This is a genomic window from Paenibacillus sp. FSL H8-0315, assembly GCF_038005365.1.
GTDB classification, from domain to species: Bacteria; Bacillota; Bacilli; order Paenibacillales; family Paenibacillaceae; genus Paenibacillus_AQ; species Paenibacillus_AQ odorifer.
Genome location: NZ_JBBOTA010000001.1, coordinates 159,315 through 177,194, shown reverse-complemented (window position 1 = coordinate 177,194; position 17,880 = coordinate 159,315). Strand labels below are relative to the sequence as shown.

19 protein-coding genes are annotated in these 17,880 nt (G+C 40.5%); 16 read left to right on the top strand and 3 right to left on the bottom strand.

The window, feature by feature from the left end:
* Nucleotides 1-12: 12 nt before the first annotated feature.
* Both MHB56_RS00590 and MHB56_RS00585 read left to right on the top strand, forming a co-directional pair.
* On the top strand, nucleotides 13-1,116 hold the full coding sequence (locus tag MHB56_RS00590) for a GerAB/ArcD/ProY family transporter (RefSeq protein WP_341143140.1): 1,104 nt from the start codon (nucleotides 13-15) through the stop codon (nucleotides 1,114-1,116).
* Complete coding sequence (locus MHB56_RS00585) at nucleotides 1,109-2,299, top strand: Ger(x)C family spore germination protein (protein WP_076126641.1); 1,191 nt, start codon at nucleotides 1,109-1,111, stop codon at nucleotides 2,297-2,299. Before MHB56_RS00590 ends, MHB56_RS00585 begins: the two co-directional genes overlap by 8 nt.
* Before the next feature lie 75 nt (nucleotides 2,300-2,374).
* Here MHB56_RS00585 and MHB56_RS00580 read toward each other — a convergent pair whose 3' ends face one another.
* A complete protein-coding gene (locus tag MHB56_RS00580) occupies nucleotides 2,375-2,683 on the bottom strand; it encodes a DUF4190 domain-containing protein (RefSeq protein WP_341143139.1) in 309 nt (102 codons plus the stop codon).
* 24 nt (nucleotides 2,684-2,707) lie between these two features.
* On the bottom strand, nucleotides 2,708-3,487 hold the full coding sequence (locus tag MHB56_RS00575; RefSeq protein ID WP_341143138.1) for a GNAT family N-acetyltransferase: 780 nt from the start codon (nucleotides 3,485-3,487) through the stop codon (nucleotides 2,708-2,710).
* A 188-nt stretch (nucleotides 3,488-3,675) separates the two neighbouring features.
* On the opposite strand from MHB56_RS00575, the gene MHB56_RS00570 reads away from it, so the two are divergent.
* Nucleotides 3,676-4,896, top strand: coding sequence for an MFS transporter (locus MHB56_RS00570; RefSeq protein WP_076126637.1), 1,221 nt, complete (start codon nucleotides 3,676-3,678; stop codon nucleotides 4,894-4,896).
* 39 nt (nucleotides 4,897-4,935) lie between these two features.
* Nucleotides 4,936-5,466 (top strand): GrpB family protein, encoded by a 531-nt coding sequence (locus MHB56_RS00565; protein ID WP_370510713.1) that lies wholly within the window; start codon nucleotides 4,936-4,938, stop codon nucleotides 5,464-5,466.
* A 10-nt stretch (nucleotides 5,467-5,476) separates the two neighbouring features.
* Here MHB56_RS00565 and MHB56_RS00560 read toward each other — a convergent pair whose 3' ends face one another.
* Nucleotides 5,477-6,340 carry an AraC family transcriptional regulator gene (locus MHB56_RS00560; protein ID WP_076126635.1) on the bottom strand — a complete coding sequence of 288 codons (864 nt, stop codon included), beginning with the start codon at nucleotides 6,338-6,340 and terminating at the stop codon, nucleotides 5,477-5,479.
* Between the two features lie 257 nt (nucleotides 6,341-6,597).
* Here MHB56_RS00560 and MHB56_RS00555 point away from each other — a divergent pair, with 257 nt between their 5' ends.
* The 12 genes from MHB56_RS00555 (at nucleotide 6,598) to MHB56_RS00505 (ending at nucleotide 17,289) form a co-directional block, all read left to right on the top strand.
* Nucleotides 6,598-7,896, top strand: coding sequence for an alpha-glucosidase/alpha-galactosidase (locus MHB56_RS00555; RefSeq protein WP_076190244.1), 1,299 nt, complete (start codon nucleotides 6,598-6,600; stop codon nucleotides 7,894-7,896).
* Between the two features lie 180 nt (nucleotides 7,897-8,076).
* The gene (locus MHB56_RS00550; RefSeq protein ID WP_076280406.1) at nucleotides 8,077-8,754 is read left to right on the top strand and encodes a M99 family carboxypeptidase catalytic domain-containing protein; all 678 of its coding nucleotides are present in this window, start codon (nucleotides 8,077-8,079) and stop codon (nucleotides 8,752-8,754) included.
* Between the two features lie 156 nt (nucleotides 8,755-8,910).
* Nucleotides 8,911-9,291, top strand: a complete 381-nt coding sequence (locus MHB56_RS00545; RefSeq protein WP_076126630.1) for a GntR family transcriptional regulator — start codon at nucleotides 8,911-8,913, stop codon at nucleotides 9,289-9,291.
* Entirely contained in the window at nucleotides 9,288-10,157 is an 870-nt protein-coding gene (locus tag MHB56_RS00540; RefSeq protein ID WP_076126629.1) for an ABC transporter ATP-binding protein, read from the top strand. The genes MHB56_RS00545 and MHB56_RS00540 overlap by 4 nt, the downstream gene beginning before the upstream one ends.
* Nucleotides 10,150-10,785, top strand: coding sequence for an ABC-2 transporter permease (locus tag MHB56_RS29800; RefSeq protein ID WP_076280407.1), 636 nt, complete (start codon nucleotides 10,150-10,152; stop codon nucleotides 10,783-10,785). The genes MHB56_RS00540 and MHB56_RS29800 overlap by 8 nt, the downstream gene beginning before the upstream one ends.
* 17 nt (nucleotides 10,786-10,802) lie before the next feature.
* Nucleotides 10,803-11,441 (top strand): ABC-2 transporter permease, encoded by a 639-nt coding sequence (locus MHB56_RS00535; protein ID WP_076218050.1) that lies wholly within the window; start codon nucleotides 10,803-10,805, stop codon nucleotides 11,439-11,441.
* An 81-nt stretch (nucleotides 11,442-11,522) separates the two neighbouring features.
* Nucleotides 11,523-12,617: a HAMP domain-containing sensor histidine kinase gene (locus tag MHB56_RS00530; protein WP_341143137.1), complete on the top strand. Its 1,095-nt coding sequence runs from the start codon at nucleotides 11,523-11,525 to the stop codon at nucleotides 12,615-12,617.
* A 189-nt stretch (nucleotides 12,618-12,806) separates the two neighbouring features.
* Complete coding sequence (locus MHB56_RS00525) at nucleotides 12,807-13,223, top strand: MarR family winged helix-turn-helix transcriptional regulator (RefSeq protein ID WP_341143136.1); 417 nt, start codon at nucleotides 12,807-12,809, stop codon at nucleotides 13,221-13,223.
* Between the two features lie 62 nt (nucleotides 13,224-13,285).
* Entirely contained in the window at nucleotides 13,286-13,498 is a 213-nt protein-coding gene (locus MHB56_RS00520) for a DUF896 domain-containing protein (RefSeq protein WP_036676956.1), read from the top strand.
* A gap of 278 nt (nucleotides 13,499-13,776) precedes the next feature.
* A complete protein-coding gene (locus MHB56_RS00515) occupies nucleotides 13,777-14,715 on the top strand; it encodes an alpha/beta fold hydrolase (RefSeq protein ID WP_076218049.1) in 939 nt (312 codons plus the stop codon).
* Between the two features lie 147 nt (nucleotides 14,716-14,862).
* Nucleotides 14,863-16,740: an asparagine synthase (glutamine-hydrolyzing) gene (gene asnB, locus MHB56_RS00510; RefSeq protein WP_341143135.1), complete on the top strand. Its 1,878-nt coding sequence runs from the start codon at nucleotides 14,863-14,865 to the stop codon at nucleotides 16,738-16,740.
* A 15-nt stretch (nucleotides 16,741-16,755) separates the two neighbouring features.
* Complete coding sequence (locus MHB56_RS00505) at nucleotides 16,756-17,289, top strand: putative immunity protein (protein WP_081387607.1); 534 nt, start codon at nucleotides 16,756-16,758, stop codon at nucleotides 17,287-17,289.
* The last annotated feature ends 591 nt before the right edge of the window (nucleotides 17,290-17,880 follow it).

Genomic DNA, 17,880 nt, shown 5'->3' with positions numbered 1-17,880 from the left:
GGGGAGACCACAGTGTTTAAACGAACTGATGACAAGATCACAACCTCGCAGGCTTCTATAATCTTGACCAATTCAATGCTAGGTGCGGGAATTTTGACTTTGCCCAGAAATGTTGTTAAGGCTGTGCAGACTCCCGATGCCTGGATTTCAGTAGTGCTGGGAGGTATCGTCGTATCTTTGGTCATATTGGTTATGGTGAAGCTTAGCCAGCAATTTCCAGGGAAGACTGTCTTTCAGTATTCTAAAAGAATTGTTGGGAATCTTCCAGGCAGTGTAATGAGTACAATATTGATTCTTTACTTTATTGTGATTGCGGGTTTCGAAATCCGCGTTTTGGCGGAAGTAACGTTGTTTTTTCTTCTGGAAGGGACACCGATCTGGGCGATTGTGATGCCGTTCATCTGGGTGGGCACTTATTTGGTGTATGGCGGGATTAATTCCATGGCCCGCGTGTTTCAGATTGTATTTCCGATCAGTATTTTTATTCTGATTATTTGTTATATCTTAAGTACCAGAATATTTGATATCCAGCATTTGCGTCCTTTTCTGAGTGAAGGCATGATGCCGGTGATCCGAGGCATGAAGTCGAGCATCCTGATTTTTACCGGTTGTGAGGTTGTGATGATAATGACGGCCTTTATGGAGCATCCGCAGCAAGCGGTCAAAGGAATGATGGTCGGTTTAAGTATCCCGCTGGTATTGTATCTGGTTACTGTTGTGATGGTTATCGGTGGCCTATCCATCAATTCTGTAATCACCAGCACCTGGCCTACGATAGATTTGGTACGGAGCTTTGAAATATCAGGGTTCTTTTTTGAACGATTTGAATTTCCGTTGCTCGTCATTTGGCTGATGCAGATGTTCTGTAATTTTTGCAGCTTTTTCTTTAATGCATCACTTGGCATCTCCCAGGTATTCCACCTAAAGATCCATCCGGTTATGTTCGCTTTAATGCCCATCATCTTCATCTGTACGATGATCCCTCAGCGCATCAATGATGTCTTTAGTCTTGGTGATGCGATTGGCTATATGGGTGTGCTGATCTTTATAATGCTGCCACTGTTATTGTCGATTGTATTAATCATTAGGAAGAAAGGACTCAAGCAGAATGTTTAGACAGCGGGTTATTCGCCTACTATTGGTATTCGTGATTCTGCTTACGCAGTCTGGCTGCTGGAGCAGTAAGGAGATTGAAGACTTGAGTGTTTATACGGGATTGGCGCTTGACAAGGGGGAGCCGAAAGGAGTCGAACGGGAGTTTGAGGAACTCGGAGGAAGCTATTTTAAGAAAAATAAATTGACGGCTACGGTACAAATTGTGCCTGAAAAAATACTCGGAAACTCTGGCAAAGATGGCGCAACACCACAAACTCATTATCACAATATTTCTGAGACAGGGGATTCTCTGCTTGAGATATTCCGCCAAATCTCAATACGTAAGAACCGTCCGATTATAGGTCATCACCTCAAGGTTGTTGTCATATCTGAGAAACTGGTGCAACAGGAGAAGATCAGACGGCTAATGGACTTTTTACTGCGAGATAATGATATCCGCCCTAGCTGTCTTATATTTCTTAGCCAAGGGCCTGCATCCGACACACTTAAAACAACCTCGGAGGAGATTCCTTCTTTTCGTCTGGCAGACATGATTCATAACCACTTCAGAACCAGTAAAGTTATGAAGGGCATAACGTTGTCTAATCTAGATGCACTTATGTACTCCAGGCAAAGCTTTGTTTTACAGAACGTTGTGGAGGCACAAGGTGAGGTGGAATTTTCCGGAGCAGGTATTATCAAGGGAGACACAGGACAGTGGATTGGCAATATTGATCAACAGGATGTGGAGAGTATTGCCTGGATCAAAGGGGACATAAAAGGTGGGAGCATTAAAGCCTATAATCAGTTGAATGAAGCGATTACTTATGAAATTAAATCAGTTAAGAGCAAGATTACGCTGAAGGAGACTGCGGATGAGAAGTTCTCTATTCATGTAGCCATTGAGTCTGATGGACGTCTTATTGAGAATTGGGATGATAATGAGCATTCCGCGGAAGTTGCCTATTTCAAAGAATTGGAGAAGATATTCGAGGAAAAATTAACCGAAAAAATCAATGCTCTTATTCACAAAATGCATTCTACCTACAAAGTGGATATAGCAGGGTTCGGAAATTGGTTCAGCATAGAAAAACCGCAGGTTTGGAAAAAGATCAAGGATCATTGGGACGAGGAATTTATTCGGATGCCATTGACCTTTGATGTTAAGCTTAAAATCACCGATTTTGGTTCCACGACTGAATGAAGGGTTCACTTGATAGCGTGTTAACTCGAAAAGGATCTCAGCAGCCGATGATGGCTATTGAGATCCTTTTCGTGGTTAGTAAGTAGAAGCTGCAAAAACAAACACAACGACGAATAATATAATAATTGCGTACATCAGCGTGCCCACAATTCCACATACCAGGCCTGCAATCGCTATGCCTTTGCCTTGTTCATAACGATTACGGATTTCCTTCAGCGATAAGGCGGATAGAATAATCGCAATAATTCCTAACAGAAAACCAATATAAGGCACAACAATAGAGAGGATTCCCAAGACAAAACCAGCGATTGATTTACCATTCGTCGGTGCCGGAGGGGGTGGAGGCTGATAATAGTTCAAATTGTCGTTTGGTGGATAGCTCATTAAAATCACCTCCAATAGAAATTGTTATTGAATGTAGTTAATCCAGTGCTCTAGCTGCACACAAGGGACAAGCCCAATAGATTCAGCTAGACGAATGGACGCTTGATTTCTTTCAAGGACGTGATAGCGTGGAATAAAGCCTCGTTCTAACGTTTCTTGTATGGCTGTGCGAACTACCATTTTCGCGTATCCGTATCTTTGAAATGCTTCTAAAGTATGAACAGCGCCGATTTCCCAAATCTGCTCTTCATTTCGGAACGCTAGGCAGGTACTAACCGGATTGTCGCCCTGAAAGATTGAAACGGAAAACGCTCCTTTTTGGAAATATTCCTCAATTTCTTCCTTATTGTAATGGTTAGCAGCCCAAAGTGGAAGTAGTCTGTCGTCAAATGAATGATTGATTGACACCTCTTTGTCCTTACTATACCTTAACCCCTCAGTTGTGCTGTAAGAGAAAAACCCCCGAGTTTTTTCTAAAGAAAAATGCGCAGACAGTGCCTCTTGGTACTTCACATCCTGTAGTTTAAAAACAAGCTTCGCCTGTGCTGGGAGCAGTAGTAGTAAAGCTGGAAATATATCGGGGCAGCTGTAATCCAAAAATACGATGTAATCCGCTTGAGGATATACCCTATGATCATATGCGTATGCTGTGGCTGGAAGAAGTAATACAATACCCCACTGATCACCATGCTCAACTAGATGTGTTTCCATGACTTCGTGGAAGGAGTTTAACATTTTTAACAAGCTTACATTCTTTAAGGGATTCGTTTGTAATTTGTTTATGATTCGTTCGTTCTGGTGCACGTCCATCCACTCCTAGCTCAGATTTATATATTTTACTATAAATAGTACTTATGCAGATATTTATATTTTTCCCTTTACTAATCATTAATCTATTGAAGAAGGAAGGTTGACATTGACTGTTATAATATATTAGGGAAAATAAAGCTCGCTGTTTGAAGCAGCATACGTGAACGGAGGCACATAATTTCATGACACAATCTATCACAGGCGCTGCTGTTCGTGTAGGAGAAGGTCTATCTAAGCAATTCATCCTAATTCTAGCCATTGCATCAGGACTAAGCGTGGCAAATATGTATTATAATCAGCCGCTCCTAGCTGAGATAGGACGCACATTTAATGCTTCCTCTAACGCAGTGGGATATGTATCGATGCTTACTCAAATCGGCTACGCGCTGGGAATGTTATTTTTTGTTCCACTAGGTGACATTCGTGAACGCAGAACACTGATATCAGGACTTCTTATTGCTGTATCACTGTCACTAATTGGTTTCGCTACCGCACAAAACCTCACTTGGATGTATATCGCCAGCTTTGCTATCGGCATAACTACGGTGGTGCCGCAGGTCATCATTCCTCTCTCGGCTGAGTTAGCTTTACCGGAGGAGCGGGGGAAGGTTATAGGCACAGTAATGAGCGGATTGTTTTTTGGTATTTTGCTAGCAAGAACAATATCCGGAATTATAGGGGATATGTTCGGCTGGAGAGCGATGTACTGGATTGCCGCAGTAGTCATGTTATTGTTATCCCTTATTCTTTATCGGCTAATCCCGGCAACGAAACCAGACAATAATTCCTCGTACTCCGATCTGCTGAAATCAATGGGACAACTGATTCGCAGATATTCGACGCTTCGTGAGTCATCTTTAATTGGGGCTTGCATGTTTGGCGGCTTTAGTGTGTTCTGGACTTCTCTAGCTTTCTTTCTGGAAGGAGAACCTTATCACTACAGTAGCTCTATTACAGGATTGTTTGGTCTTATTGGTGTAGCAGGTGCTGCTGGTGCTCCATTTATCGGGAGGTTAGCAGACAGAATTGCTCCTAAAAAGATTGTAGGAATCCTACTGTTAATTACATTAATAGCTTACGGATTTTTTGGTTTAGCCGGATTTACGATCTGGAGTTTGATTGCAGGAGTTATTATTCTGGATCTTGGGGTACAGGGGTCACAGGTCAGTAACCAAACACGGATATATGCACTTGAACCAGCGGCTCGCAGTCGTATTAATACTGTTTTTATGGTCAGCACTTTTACAGGTGGAGCGATTGGATCCACGCTGGGAAGTTTTGCATGGCAGCATTGGGGCTGGAGTGGTGTCTGCTTAATGGGGGGAACGCTAGTTGTAGCCGCTCTATGCATATGGATCGTATATAGAGTGATCGAGAAAGAGGATATACCAGAGACTAGCTAGAAACGTATTACAGTACCTTTTATTATACCCGGGAGGTGTTTGATCATCGCTGAGAAGACGAAAGTTATAGAGGTTGTCCCGTATAACCCAGAGTGGAAGGCAGAATTCAATAGATTAAAAGAACAGCTCTTATCTTATGTCGGAGATCTTATTATTTCTATCGAGCATGTGGGCAGTACTTCGATTGAAGGGCTAGCTGCTAAACCTATCATCGACCTTGATCTTGTGATGGACAGCTACGATGTACTCCCACAAATCATAGAACGTTTACAACAGCATGGATATGAACACCAAGGGAACTTGGGAATAGAGGGAAGAGAAGCGTTTCAAAGACTTCAGGATGATGGATTTATGAAATATCATCTGTATGTATGTCCTAAGGATGGAAAAGGCTACTTGGAGCATATCGCTTTCAGAGACTATCTGCGATCGAATACAGCAGCGCGTCAAGCGTATGCAGAGGTCAAACAACGCTTGGCAGAACAACATCGTTATGACATTGATGCTTATTGTGAAGGAAAGACAACGTTTGTTAGCTCAATTTTATCTAAAGCCATGAAAGAAACGTAAGAAACATCAATCACTTGCCCGTTCGAAGATGATTTCGAAATTCACTGGGAGACATGCCGCTCCACTTACGGAACTGCTTGGAGAAGTATAACGCGTCATTGAAACCGACCGAGGAAGAGATCTGGTCGATGGTCAGCGTGCCTCCTAGCAGTTTTTTTGCTTTATCCATACGAACCTTTAATAAATATTGTTTGGGAGACATGCCGATCTTTTGTTTAAAGACTTTAGAGAGGTGCGCCCTATGATAGCCTAGAGACGATGCCATATGGTCGATACTGATCTGTTGATGAAACTGTAGAGAAATCCAACGGATCGCTTGATCGATCTGACGGTCGATAACATCCGGTAATTCTATCGATTGAGAGGGAAGCGAACTTATGTTCGCAACACCGAATTTGTGCACTAGCAGCCGCAGCCAACCCGAAGCTTCTAAGCTCTCCAGTCGAGGATAAGCAGATTGCTGAAAGGATAAACGAATATGTTCATATACTTTATGTATCTCTATTAGGTTATCTAAGTGGATTATTGGCTTGTCCCTTGTAATTCCCACTTCGTGTAGTAGCTGTTCAACCGCTTCCCCTTGTAAGGCCACCCATACATATGTCCACGGACGATCCATGTCTGCCTGATAGCTAAATAACGCCCCCGGAAAAATAACAAAGGTATCCCCCTTACTACATCCCTGCGAATTACTGCCACTTTGAAAAACTCCTTCCCCATCAATTACTGTATGAATGAGATAGTAATCATGAACAGAGGGGCCCATTTTATGGCCAGGAACGGGTTTGCCTTCTCCGCTGAATAATACAGATAGGTCATGATCATCGGGAGCCAGATTAAACCCTGCTGTAAAATGATAATGCTCTGAAGCCATTTACTTAGAACCTCCCCAAGATTGCTTTTATAATACATTTAGATTATAGGATTGAATATACAAATGCAACAAACGTCCATATATCTCTTGTATTTCTCCATACTCATTGGGACCGCTCTCATTTATAGTGATTAGTGAAGAGAGCAGACGGTTATGATCTGACATCCTAGTGTTTATAAGGGAATTATAGTTTACTCTATTCCATAAAACTGCGATGTTAATACCGTTCACCTCACCTATAAGGAGGAATATTTCACATGTCTAAAATTACATTTATCGGAGCGGGTAGCACCGTATTTGCCAAAAACGTGTTGGGAGATTGTATGAGAACGCCAGCCCTGCAAGGGTTTGAACTTGCCCTGTATGATATTGATCTACAACGCCTGAAAGATTCCGAGAATATGCTTAATAATATAAAAGAGAGCAGCGGCAGCACTTGTGTTGTGAAATCCTATACGGATCGTAAAGAAGCTTTGCGTGGAGCTAAATATGTCATTAATGCAATCCAAGTGGGAGGTTACGATCCTTGCACCATCACAGATTTTGAAATTCCGAAGAAATATGGCTTGCGGCAAACGATTGCGGACACAGTTGGCATAGGTGGGATTTTCCGTAACCTGCGTACTATTCCAGTGATGCTGGACTTTGCTGCGGATGTACGGGAGGTTTGTCCGGACGCACTCTTTATGAACTATACGAATCCTATGGCAGTTCTGACCAATGTGATGAATACCTATGGCGGTGTAAAGACGGTGGGATTATGTCATAGTGTGCAGCATTGTATTCCGGGCTTGTTCGAGCATCTGGGTATGAATCAGACAGGTGTTCAGGCTAAGATCGCTGGGATTAACCATATGGCTTGGTTATTGGAGGTTACTAAAGACGGCGAGGATTTGTATCCGGAAATTAAACGCCGTGCCGCTGAGAAGCAACAAGAACATCACGGAGACATGGTCCGTTATGAAATGATGCTTAAATTCGGTTACTACATTACGGAATCTTCGGAACATAACGCAGAGTATCATCCTTATTTTATCAAACGTAATTACCCTGAGCTTATCGAACGGTTTCAAATTCCACTCGACGAGTATCCACGCCGCTGTGTAGATCAAATTGAACGTTGGCAACAAATGCGTGAAGAATTGGTTAATAACAAAGAACTTAAACATGAACGTTCGCATGAATATGCGTCTTATATTATGGAAGCTATCGAAACTAATGTGCCTTTCAAAATAGGTGGCAATGTTATGAATACAGGTCTCATCACCAATCTGCCAAAAGAAGCATGTGTAGAGGTCCCTTGTTTAGTAGATAGAAGCGGAGTAACTCCGACCTACGTGGGAGATCTGCCTCCACAGTGCGCCGCACTGAATCGTACAAACATTAATACACAGTTGTTAACGATCGAAGCAGCGATTACCCATAAGAAAGAGCATATCTATCACGCCGCAATGCTTGATCCACATACAGCAGCTGAATTGTCGATGGATGACATTACAAATATGTGCGACGAGCTGATCACAGCCCATGGAGACTGGCTCCCGGCGTATAAATAAATTAACTAGTTAGGACTAAGGAAGCCTGAGAAATCAGGCTTTTTTTGATTGTATTTCTACGAAAAACGAATGCTATCTTTAAAAAAGACCACGTCGTTTCTTCTTGCTTATCTGTCTAGGACAACTGGGGGACATCGGAATACACATATATGGATTATCTAAATGTGGAGGTGATCCTTTATGATCGTTGAAAGCTATACCTTAGCATCGTCCACAGCTTATGCTACTCCTTATTATGTGATTAGAGGTGAGCTTCCTGGTCCTGTCTTTATGGTGGTGTCGGGGATACATGGGAATGAGACAGGAAGTATTCGTGCCGCACAGATCATTGTAGAACGTTTTAACCAGAGAAGGTTGTATATACACCGGGGCACGATCATTGTAGTACCTCTAATGAATCAAAAAGCTTACCGCAAACGGATCAGAGGTGTACCCGATTTAAATCGCACCTTTCCACGTTCTAGCAAAACAGCGGCAAAACATCCATTAGCTTCAGCTTTGCTACAGCTAGTACTAAGATATCGTCCCACCTGGTTTCTGGATCTTCATGAAGCAAATGGGTTGTCACAAAAAAATCCGAAGCGACTTGGCCAGTCGATCATCGTCACTCCGGGAAGCCGAGGAACAGGTACAGCAAAACGTGTCATCAAAGGCATTAATCGAACGATTCCCAAAACCGCTTATCATTTTAATATCCGTTTACGGGAGCGCCCCGGCTCCTCAAGGGCAGCCGTTACCCGTATATTAGGGGCTAAAGCATTTACTGTGGAAACCTGCTGGAGCCTTGATCGTGAGCTACGGATTCGCTATCAGATAGATATTGTTAGCCGTTTTTTAAAAAGTGCGGGATTATTGTGATAGAGAAAATATCTGATAACTGTGTAAGCTGGTTCTTAGATCCTAGGAATCAGCTTTTTCGCCGATACTAGAAAGTTAATTGACAACAATGGGTATAGTGTATATATTACATATATACATTGATAACACATAAACTAGGAGTGAGGGCACGATTCCATGAACATATTGATATCCAACACTTCCGGTGAACCCATCTATGCACAGATTGTCAGCCAGATCCGCCAGATGATTCTGCAAGGAGAGTTAGTGTCTGGCACCCCATTACCTTCTATCCGGCTATTAGCCAAAGAGCTGCAGATTAGCGTAATTACAACGAAACGAGCCTATGAAGAACTGGAGAGAGAAGGGCTTATCAATTCAATTGTGGGGAAAGGTTCCTTTGTTTCTGGTGCAGATCAGGAATTTATTCGGGAACAACGGCTACGGATTATGGAGAACAAAATGAAGGAGATTATCGACGAGAGTAAAATGCTGGGGATTAATTTTGCTGAGTTTAGTGAGATGTTGAAATTGCTTTATGAGGAGGAGACAGAATGAAAGAAGTCATTCAATTGGACCAAATATCTAAAAAATATGGCCATTTTAGCCTATGCGAACTTACGTTCGGTATTAAAGAAGGGTATATCACGGGGCTAATTGGACCGAATGGGGCAGGGAAAACAACATTAATAAAAATGATGATGGGGATGGTGTTTCCTGATCATGGCAGCGTCAAGATTTTTGACCAGGAGATGTCTATCCATGAAGCAGAGAATAAGGATCGGATTGGCTATGTCTCCGATGAGAATTACTTTTACGATCAATTAACCATCGATCAGATGAGTAAGATTATTGCTCCTTTTTATAGTCGTTGGGATCAAGAAACGTATAGGAAATACATAGAGATGTTCAAGCTTTCCCCGCGGAAAAAGATTAAGGAGCTCTCCAAAGGAATGAAAATGAAGTATTCGCTCGCCATTGCCTTATCACATGGTGCAGATCTGCTCATAATGGATGAACCTACTGCAGGACTTGATCCTATATTCCGAAGAGAGTTGCTTGATTTGCTTAGTGAGCATATCCAGGATGAGAAGAAGTCTATTCTTTTTTCAACGCATAATACGACTGATTTGGACCGGATCGCGGACTATATTGTTTTTGTGAACGAAGGGCACCTAGTATTTAATGAAATGAAAGAATCTCTAGCCAACAAATACATGCTGGTAAAAGGCAATAAAGAGTTGCTTGATCGGGATGTACGAAAATGGTTCATCGGGCTTAGAGAGACGGAAGTTGGTTTCGAGGGGCTTCTGAACAATCGCTCTGAGGGGGAACACTTCTTTAGAGGTCATGCCATATGCGAAACGCCTACTCTGGAAGAAATCATGTATTTTACGGTAAAGGGAAACGCTTTGTATGTTTAATCTCTTGTTGCTGATTCGAAAAGATTTTATTCTCCTGCGGAATTTTATCCCTATATTTCTCTTGAGTATCTTGTTCATCGCATATGTTCAACTGGATAACTCCAGCATGTTTGCTACTTTTCAATCTTTACTGTTGCTCGTATACTCCTGTTCTATGGATGCACAGAATAACAACACAAAGTTTGTGATAGGGTTACCAGTAAGACGGCAAGAGATTATCTTGGCTAAATACTTATCACTTATTCCTTATTGTTTCATCGGTTTGGTTTGCTCTTTAGCTTTGTTACTAATTTCCTTTTCATTTGGATATTCCATTAGCCCGTTTTATTGGATAGGGGTATCTTTAACGTTACTTATGATTCCTTTGGCTGCGTCTATTTATCTGCCGATTCATTATTGGCTTGGTTCCAAAAACTATTACTTCAATATCCTTTTTAATGTAGTAATAACGATTACCACCCTGAACACTGGATCTTCACTCTCAAATTCATCCTTTTTCTTAACAATTACCGACATAAAGCTGCAGGATCATCTGTTGTCGATTGGTTTGATAGGGATTGTTTATCTCTCCATATTGTACTGCTCTTATAGGATTTCACTACGATTGTTTAGCAAGGAAGAGTTATAAGCTAAGGAGGACGTAAAGTGTATAAATCATTTTTTTTAATTCAAAAAGACTTCATTCTTCTGCGTAAATTTCTGATGCTGCTAATCCCCTTTTTTATTTTTATAGCTTACTCGAACTATCATAGCTTCAGTTTATTTACGGTAATGCCACCCATGCTGTTATTGATAAGCTCCTGCTCAATGGATACTCAGCAGATGACACAACGGTTTCTCGTTAATCTCCCTGTAAGGAGACAAGAGCTTGTCCGTGCCAAATATTTTTCGATCCTCCCGTATGCGCTTGTTGGGCTGGCAGCCACGTCCTTTACCTATCTCCTGATTATTGTAACAGGTAAAGCCGTAACCCCTCATTTTTGGCAAGAGGTTGGTATTACGTTATCCATATTCCCTCTCCTTGCGATGCTTTATTTACCGATTCATTACTGGTTAGGGGCAAAGGGAGCGCAAGTGGTTAATCTTGTTTTTATGATGATTGTAATGTTTGGACCGAACGTGTTTAGCTTTTTGATCCAGTGGATACCTGATGTGAACAGATGGCTGAGTTTTGGAGTGAAAGGTACAGTCATTCCCTTTATAATCCTAGGGCTGGCTTATGTATTCTTGCTTAGCTGTTCATATATCATTTCTCTGCGGATTTTTTTGCGGAAAGATCTTTGATTCGAAGGATTTGAGATTTTGAATGAATTCATATACCATTGTCACTACAAAGATAAATAGTAGGGGAAGGGTATACAACCAATGCCTAAAATGATCTATAGCTTTCGCACAAAAATGATTATGCTGCTGATGGCCAGTATGCTTGTATCCGGTGGAATTACCTTTTCAATCTATAAAATTCTGCAGAGATATTATCGATCAGAGGTCTTATTAGAAAATCCATTGACTAAAGTTCGCTACTTGATGCGGGATATCGGTGATGTTAATGCGTTTTTGATTATCTTCATTCCTTTGGCCATCTTATTCTTTTTTATATTTACTAAACCATATGCAAATTATTTCAAGGAAATCTCGAAAGGGATCCATCAGCTGGCGTCGGGTGATTTCTCGGAGCGGGTAGATATCCCATCTAAAGATGAATTCGGCCTTATTGGCCATGATATCAATCTGGCTATTGACCATCTTCAGGAAGCTATTGAGCGGGGCGACTTTGCGGAGAGCAGTAAAGATCAACTTGTATTAAATCTGGCACATGATCTGCGTACACCACTTACCTCGGTTATAGGTTATTTGGATTTTATCCTGAAGGATAATGAATTAACGCCAGAACAGACCAGACATTACACAACGATTGCTTATACTAAATCTCAACGTTTGGAAAAATTAATTGATGAGCTATTTGAAATCACAAGAATGAACTATGGTAAGCTTACGCTTGAAAAAACCTCGATCGACCTGAGTGAGCTTCTTTTGCAGTTAAATGAAGAGTTATATCCCGTTTTTGAGAAAAATGGTCTTACTTCCCGCTTGGATGTAACCCAACCTCTGAAGATAGAGGGTGACGGTGAGCTGCTGGCACGTGTATTTGAGAATCTCCTCACCAACGCAGCGCGATATGGAAGCGACGGTCAATTTATTGATATTCATGGGTATTTAGAGGAAAATGAAGTCGTTATTGAGATCATTAACTATGGAGATTGTATTGATCCGGAAGAGCTGCCGCGTATTTTTGATATGTTCTACACCGGGGATCGAGCGCGAACGCATCCTACAGGGAGTACGGGACTGGGCTTATTTATCACTAAAAACATTGTGGAACAACATACTGGAACAGTTTCTGCACAAAGCAGTGTAGTGCGGACGATGTTTGAAGTACGGCTTCCACAAAATAATTGAGAACGAAGTCAAGTGTCGACTGAGCAGGAGTAAAACCGAGATCTATGTGATCTTGTGGTTTTACTCCTTTTTTAATGGTTTGGTCAGCAGACAGGATGAACGTTACCGGACATTTATTTGAAATTTTTAATAAATCGTGATATTATTAGCTTGCTAATTAATTTGTAAGGCAGTACGGAGGAAATATCTGTGATAGAAGATGAGATAAGGGAACTACTGGATAGAATATCAGCGGAAATGCGTAGAGATTATGCAGAACTGCTTAGAGAACTTAATCTTCATGTGGGTCAAGAACAGTTATTATGCCGGTTATGGAGAACAGATGGAATGACACAGATACAGCTAAGTGAACGCTTGAATTGTGAGCCTCCAACCATAACAAATATGGTGAAATCTCTTGAAAATCATGGGTTTGTTGTTCGAAAAAGAGATTCTGAAGATGGCAGAGTTAGCCGAGTGTATCTAACCCCAGCCGGACGTAATCTCTGCGAACCTGTGGAACAGATCTGGAACAAACAGCTGGATAAATTACTAGCCGGAATTATACCTGAAGAGCGTTTCTTATTAAGAAGACTTATGAAACAAATGGCCGATAATTTAGCTTGAATCTGGAACTAATCGCCATAACCGTTAGTAAGCTAATTAAAACTAAGAAAAGAGGAACATAGATGATTACAAGTTTGACTCGCATCAATGAATTAGCTAAGAAAGAACGTGAAGTAGGCTTGACACAAGGCGAATGGGTTGAACAGATCGCATTGCGTGAAGACTATCTGCGTGAAATTCGTGGACAAGTTCGTAACAGTCTTTCTGGAGTGACAATTTTAGATCCGGATGGAAACGATGTAACCCCTGAGAAGCTTCGTGCAGCGCGTAAATAATCAATGAACTAATAAGTGGAAACTACACCTTTAGATAACGTTAGATTAGCCTATGGCTGATCGACGGATATCTAGAGGTGTTTTTTGTTATATAAATCTTAACAGAAGCTTAATTCGTTATCATTAGGAGCTGGTGAAAGTTAAGAATCAATTAAACTTGCGTTACACAGGATCTAAGACTGGATTGTTAGAATGAAATAGACAAAAGATAAGGGATAACATGAAGGGGTGCAGAAGTTGGAGAAACTAAAAGAAACATCAAGGAAGGAAATGAAAGTATGAAAAAAACATTATTAATTTTACTTAAAGTAATAGTCGCTATAGTCATACTCATAGCACTTTTTCTGGTCATCGTTTTTACAGTCAATGTGATCAGCAATAAAGTGGAGAAAGGAAAAATAGAACCCTATGGTCAGCTTGTACCTGTCGACGGGAAAAAGATGAATGTTACCATACAAGGGCAAGGCAAGGAAACAGTCGTGTTACTCCCAGGGTTTGGAACCGCATCACCAGTAATTGATTTCAAACCACTTGTAGATGAACTGACTCCTTTCTATAAAGTTGTAGTAGTTGAGCCGTTTGGTTATGGACTAAGCGATGTCACCACAAAAGAACGAACGGTCGACAATATCGTGAGTGAGCTTCATGAAGCTTTACAAGAATTAAAGATAGATCGTTATATTCTGATGGGACATTCTATAGCGGGAATTTACGGACTGGACTATGTGAACAAATACGAAAACGAAGTTAGTGCATTCGTAGGCATCGACAGCAGCGTACCCACACAAGGGGGCAACGATGAAGAATTTCCATCAGGAACCTATAAGCTGCTTAAAAACTCAGGATTTATGAGATTGCTGGTAAAGCTCAATCCAGCCCAAATCGTTACACCAAGTGATGATGAGGAAACTAAAGAACAAAATAGAATGATTTCACTTAAAAACATGATGAATCCAAATATCATCAGCGAAGCAGAGCATTTTAAAAGTAATTTCAAAGCCACGGAAACATTAAATTTCCCAAAAGATCTTCCTGTTATTTTCTTCCTAGTGAAAGAAAATACGGATGTTCCAGGCTGGGAATCCCTGCATAAAGAACAGATTAAAGACTCCTTACACGGGAAATTGATGTTGCTTGATGGGGAGCATTATTTGCACCATACCCGATCCAAAGATATCGTCGAGAACTTTAGAAGCTTTATGGGAGAGATAAAGTAAGAATGAATGAGAAAAGCCTGCTAATACAGGCTTTTCTTTTTTTGTATTTTCAAATAAGTGAATCCTTTAGAAAAAAATGATAAATTTATCAAAGCAATTATGGGCACTCTATATCCTAATCTTTATTATAGGAAGGACTACCATAGTATGTGCGGAATAGCAGGAATATTAAAATATAATGGACAGCCACCACAGGAAGAAACCTTAAAACAAATGACAGGGGTTATGAATCACCGAGGCCCCAATCATGAGGGAGTATGGCTCGATTCTCACATTGGACTTGGTTTTCGCAGATTGTCTGTAATTGATTTACGTGATGGTAATCAACCGATGACGAATGAAGATCGTACCCTTTGGATTGTTTTTAATGGTGAAATCTATAATTATAAAACACTACGAGATCAGTTAAAGCTAAAAGGACATCACTTTCAGACGCAATCAGATACAGAGGTCATTGTGCATTTATTTGAGGAATACGGCAAGGACTGTGTCCATCATTTACGTGGAATGTTTAGTTTTGCGATTTGGGATCTTAAGGAACAATCTCTTTTTGCTGCTAGAGATCATTTCGGGATCAAACCTTTTTATTATTACAAAGACGAAAATAATCTTTTATTTGCTTCGGAAATTAAAAGCATACTTGCAGTGCAAGGGGTACCCAGAAAGCTTCAATATCAAAGTTTATTCAGCTACTTAACTTTTCAGTATGTCCCGCATCCTGATACGATGTTTGAACACATTCATAAATTAGGACCTGCGGAGCGATTATTTGTTAACTCGGATGGTGAAATGAAGATCGAGAAATATTGGGAACCCCATTTTCAACCGGTAGAACGATCTTTAGCAGACTATGCCGAAGAAATTCAGTGGAAATTGAAAGAGTCTGTAAATCTTCATTTACAAAGTGATGTGGATAGAGGATGTTTTTTATCCAGTGGAATTGACTCCACCGCAATAGCTGCAATGATGAGAGCAGAAGAATCAACAAAAACCTTTTCGATTGGATTTGAAGGGCTGAACAATGAAACAATCATTGCAAATCAAACGGCAGCCAAACTGGGGACAGATCATTATTTTCACATTTTATCGCAAAGAGATTTTTTTGAAAGTATCCCGAAAACGGTCTGGCATCTAGATGAGCCTGTTGCAGACCCTTCCGCTATTGCACTCTATCATCTAAACCAGCTTGCAAAAGAACATGTCACGGTGGTCCTATCAGGGGAAGGCGCTGACGAATTATTCGGAGGGTACAGAATCTATAGAGAGCCAAATGCATTAAGACCGATAACCTGGATGCCTAACTTCATAAAGGATTCGTTACGAAAATCATTATCTGTATATCCCTATCATTTTTATGGCAAAAATTATTTACTTCGGGGTCTGACACCTTTAGAAGAGCGTTTTTTCGGAAATGCTAATATCTTTAACAAAAGCGGTAAAATGAACTTGCTCCACGAATCGGTACACGCTCAGAATAGCTTTTTACATCCCATGGATATCGTTAAGCCTTTTTATGATAAGACAGCTCACCTAGACCCTACGACAAGATTGCAGTTTATTGATCTGAATTTTTGGTTACCTGGAGACATTTTATCAAAAGCAGATAAGCTGTCCATGGCACATTCATTAGAATTAAGAGTCCCGTTTTTAGATAAAGAGGTTTTCGAGACAGCTAGTAAAATACCTGTGTCCAATCGGATTGGGCAAAAAACAACAAAACTTGCTTTGCGTAAAGCTATGGAAGGAATCGTTCCGGAAGCTATTGTAAATCGACCTAAACTAGGATTTCCCGTACCCATTCGTGATTGGCTCAAAACTCCAATTTCAGATATAATGTTCGAACAAATACGATATAGTGGCATTGAAGAAATATTCAATATGAATATCATCGAAGAGATGTTTACCCAGCATCGGAGTAATAAAGGCGACTATTCGCGTAGAATATGGATAATTTACATTTTTTCAGTATGGTACACTCTTTTTATAAAAGAAGACCTGAAGCAATTAAACAGTGCCGTGTTGTAATGGGGGAGTGATTCGTTGAATATTGAGGAATATGCATGGAATAAACATGAACAGCAATTAAGAGAAACTAACATGTTTACTTATACTAGTCCAAAGATAAAGATTGTAGATAACCATGAATTAAGAAATCGGCTTGAAGAAACGCTTGAAGAGCTGCCGCAGAAGTTTCTGGCCAAATGGGCTTTGAAAGTAGCAGTTGAGCACCTGGATCATCTGGTCCAGCAGCTTGTAAATGACCCCCGGATTGATTTAGGTATAGAAACGCTAGAAAAGCGTATAACTGGTGAGATTAGAGCCTTTGACTTAAGAAAAGTTGGATTTATTGTCAATGAATTAGCCAAAGAGTCCACAACCGAGGCTAGTAAGTATGCTGCCCGTTCTTTTGCACAAGCCATTGCAACTGGACATATGCGAGGACACGCTATGGTTTGCAGTGACTATGCAGTAAAACTGGTGAATTACATATCAGATCATTCTTCAGTTGCAGAGGCAGCTACTAAAGAACGGGAAAGACAATTAAGGATAGCTGAAGAGTTACTTTGTAATTGAAGGTTTAAAGATGAACATGTATGAGGATGATTCTAAAAGTTAAATAATGGGAAAAGTTAACTTTTTATATAATCGAGAGTTATGTAATCTAATGCAAACAATAAAACATTATTAGTACTTAAAGTTTTATGCGAGACTTGATGAGCTTTAAAGCTTAATACTCGTTTTAGATAATACGATTACTAAATAAGAATCAATTGCTTAGGAAAGGGCAGCTATTTTGAACAGGTTTGAACATTGATTAGATAATCATTAATAGACAGTAAATTGGCAATAATTTGGATCAAATTGGTTGGTTCCTTTAATTTATACACTACTTCCTCACAAAACCCGTATTTTGTACATATGTCACTAAGATGCGTTCTACTTAGATTATACATAGTTCTATATGGATTGTGTACAATCTAGGGGTTTATATTATTTGATCTTTTTATCACTTCCTCTTCCGAGTTCCGAGCAATAACCACATCATTAATTAGAAATTAGAGCCTTGCGATTTCGACTGGCCATATCAATTGCTCAGAGTTTCATCAACCACTTATAGGACGACATACAAATGCATTTCAAAAGAAGCGTTGAGCTGATTCAACG

Bases quoted from the DNA above. Each gene is read 5' to 3' on its own strand.
- MHB56_RS00585 (WP_076126641.1), top strand. From the start codon at position 1,109: ATGTTTAGACAGCGGGTTATTCGCCTACTATTGGTATTCGTGATTCTG.
- MHB56_RS00580 (WP_341143139.1), bottom strand. From the start codon at position 2,683: ATGAGCTATCCACCAAACGACAATTTGAACTATTATCAGCCTCCACCC.
- MHB56_RS00570 (WP_076126637.1), top strand. From the start codon at position 3,676: ATGACACAATCTATCACAGGCGCTGCTGTTCGTGTAGGAGAAGGTCTA.
- MHB56_RS00560 (WP_076126635.1), bottom strand. From the start codon at position 6,340: ATGGCTTCAGAGCATTATCATTTTACAGCAGGGTTTAATCTGGCTCCC.
- MHB56_RS00555 (WP_076190244.1), top strand. From the start codon at position 6,598: ATGTCTAAAATTACATTTATCGGAGCGGGTAGCACCGTATTTGCCAAA.
- MHB56_RS00550 (WP_076280406.1), top strand. From the start codon at position 8,077: ATGATCGTTGAAAGCTATACCTTAGCATCGTCCACAGCTTATGCTACT.
- MHB56_RS00545 (WP_076126630.1), top strand. From the start codon at position 8,911: ATGAACATATTGATATCCAACACTTCCGGTGAACCCATCTATGCACAG.
- MHB56_RS00540 (WP_076126629.1), top strand. From the start codon at position 9,288: ATGAAAGAAGTCATTCAATTGGACCAAATATCTAAAAAATATGGCCAT.
- MHB56_RS29800 (WP_076280407.1), top strand. From the start codon at position 10,150: ATGTTTAATCTCTTGTTGCTGATTCGAAAAGATTTTATTCTCCTGCGG.
- MHB56_RS00530 (WP_341143137.1), top strand. From the start codon at position 11,523: ATGCCTAAAATGATCTATAGCTTTCGCACAAAAATGATTATGCTGCTG.
- MHB56_RS00520 (WP_036676956.1), top strand. From the start codon at position 13,286: ATGATTACAAGTTTGACTCGCATCAATGAATTAGCTAAGAAAGAACGT.
- MHB56_RS00515 (WP_076218049.1), top strand. From the start codon at position 13,777: ATGAAAAAAACATTATTAATTTTACTTAAAGTAATAGTCGCTATAGTC.
- asnB (WP_341143135.1), top strand. From the start codon at position 14,863: ATGTGCGGAATAGCAGGAATATTAAAATATAATGGACAGCCACCACAG.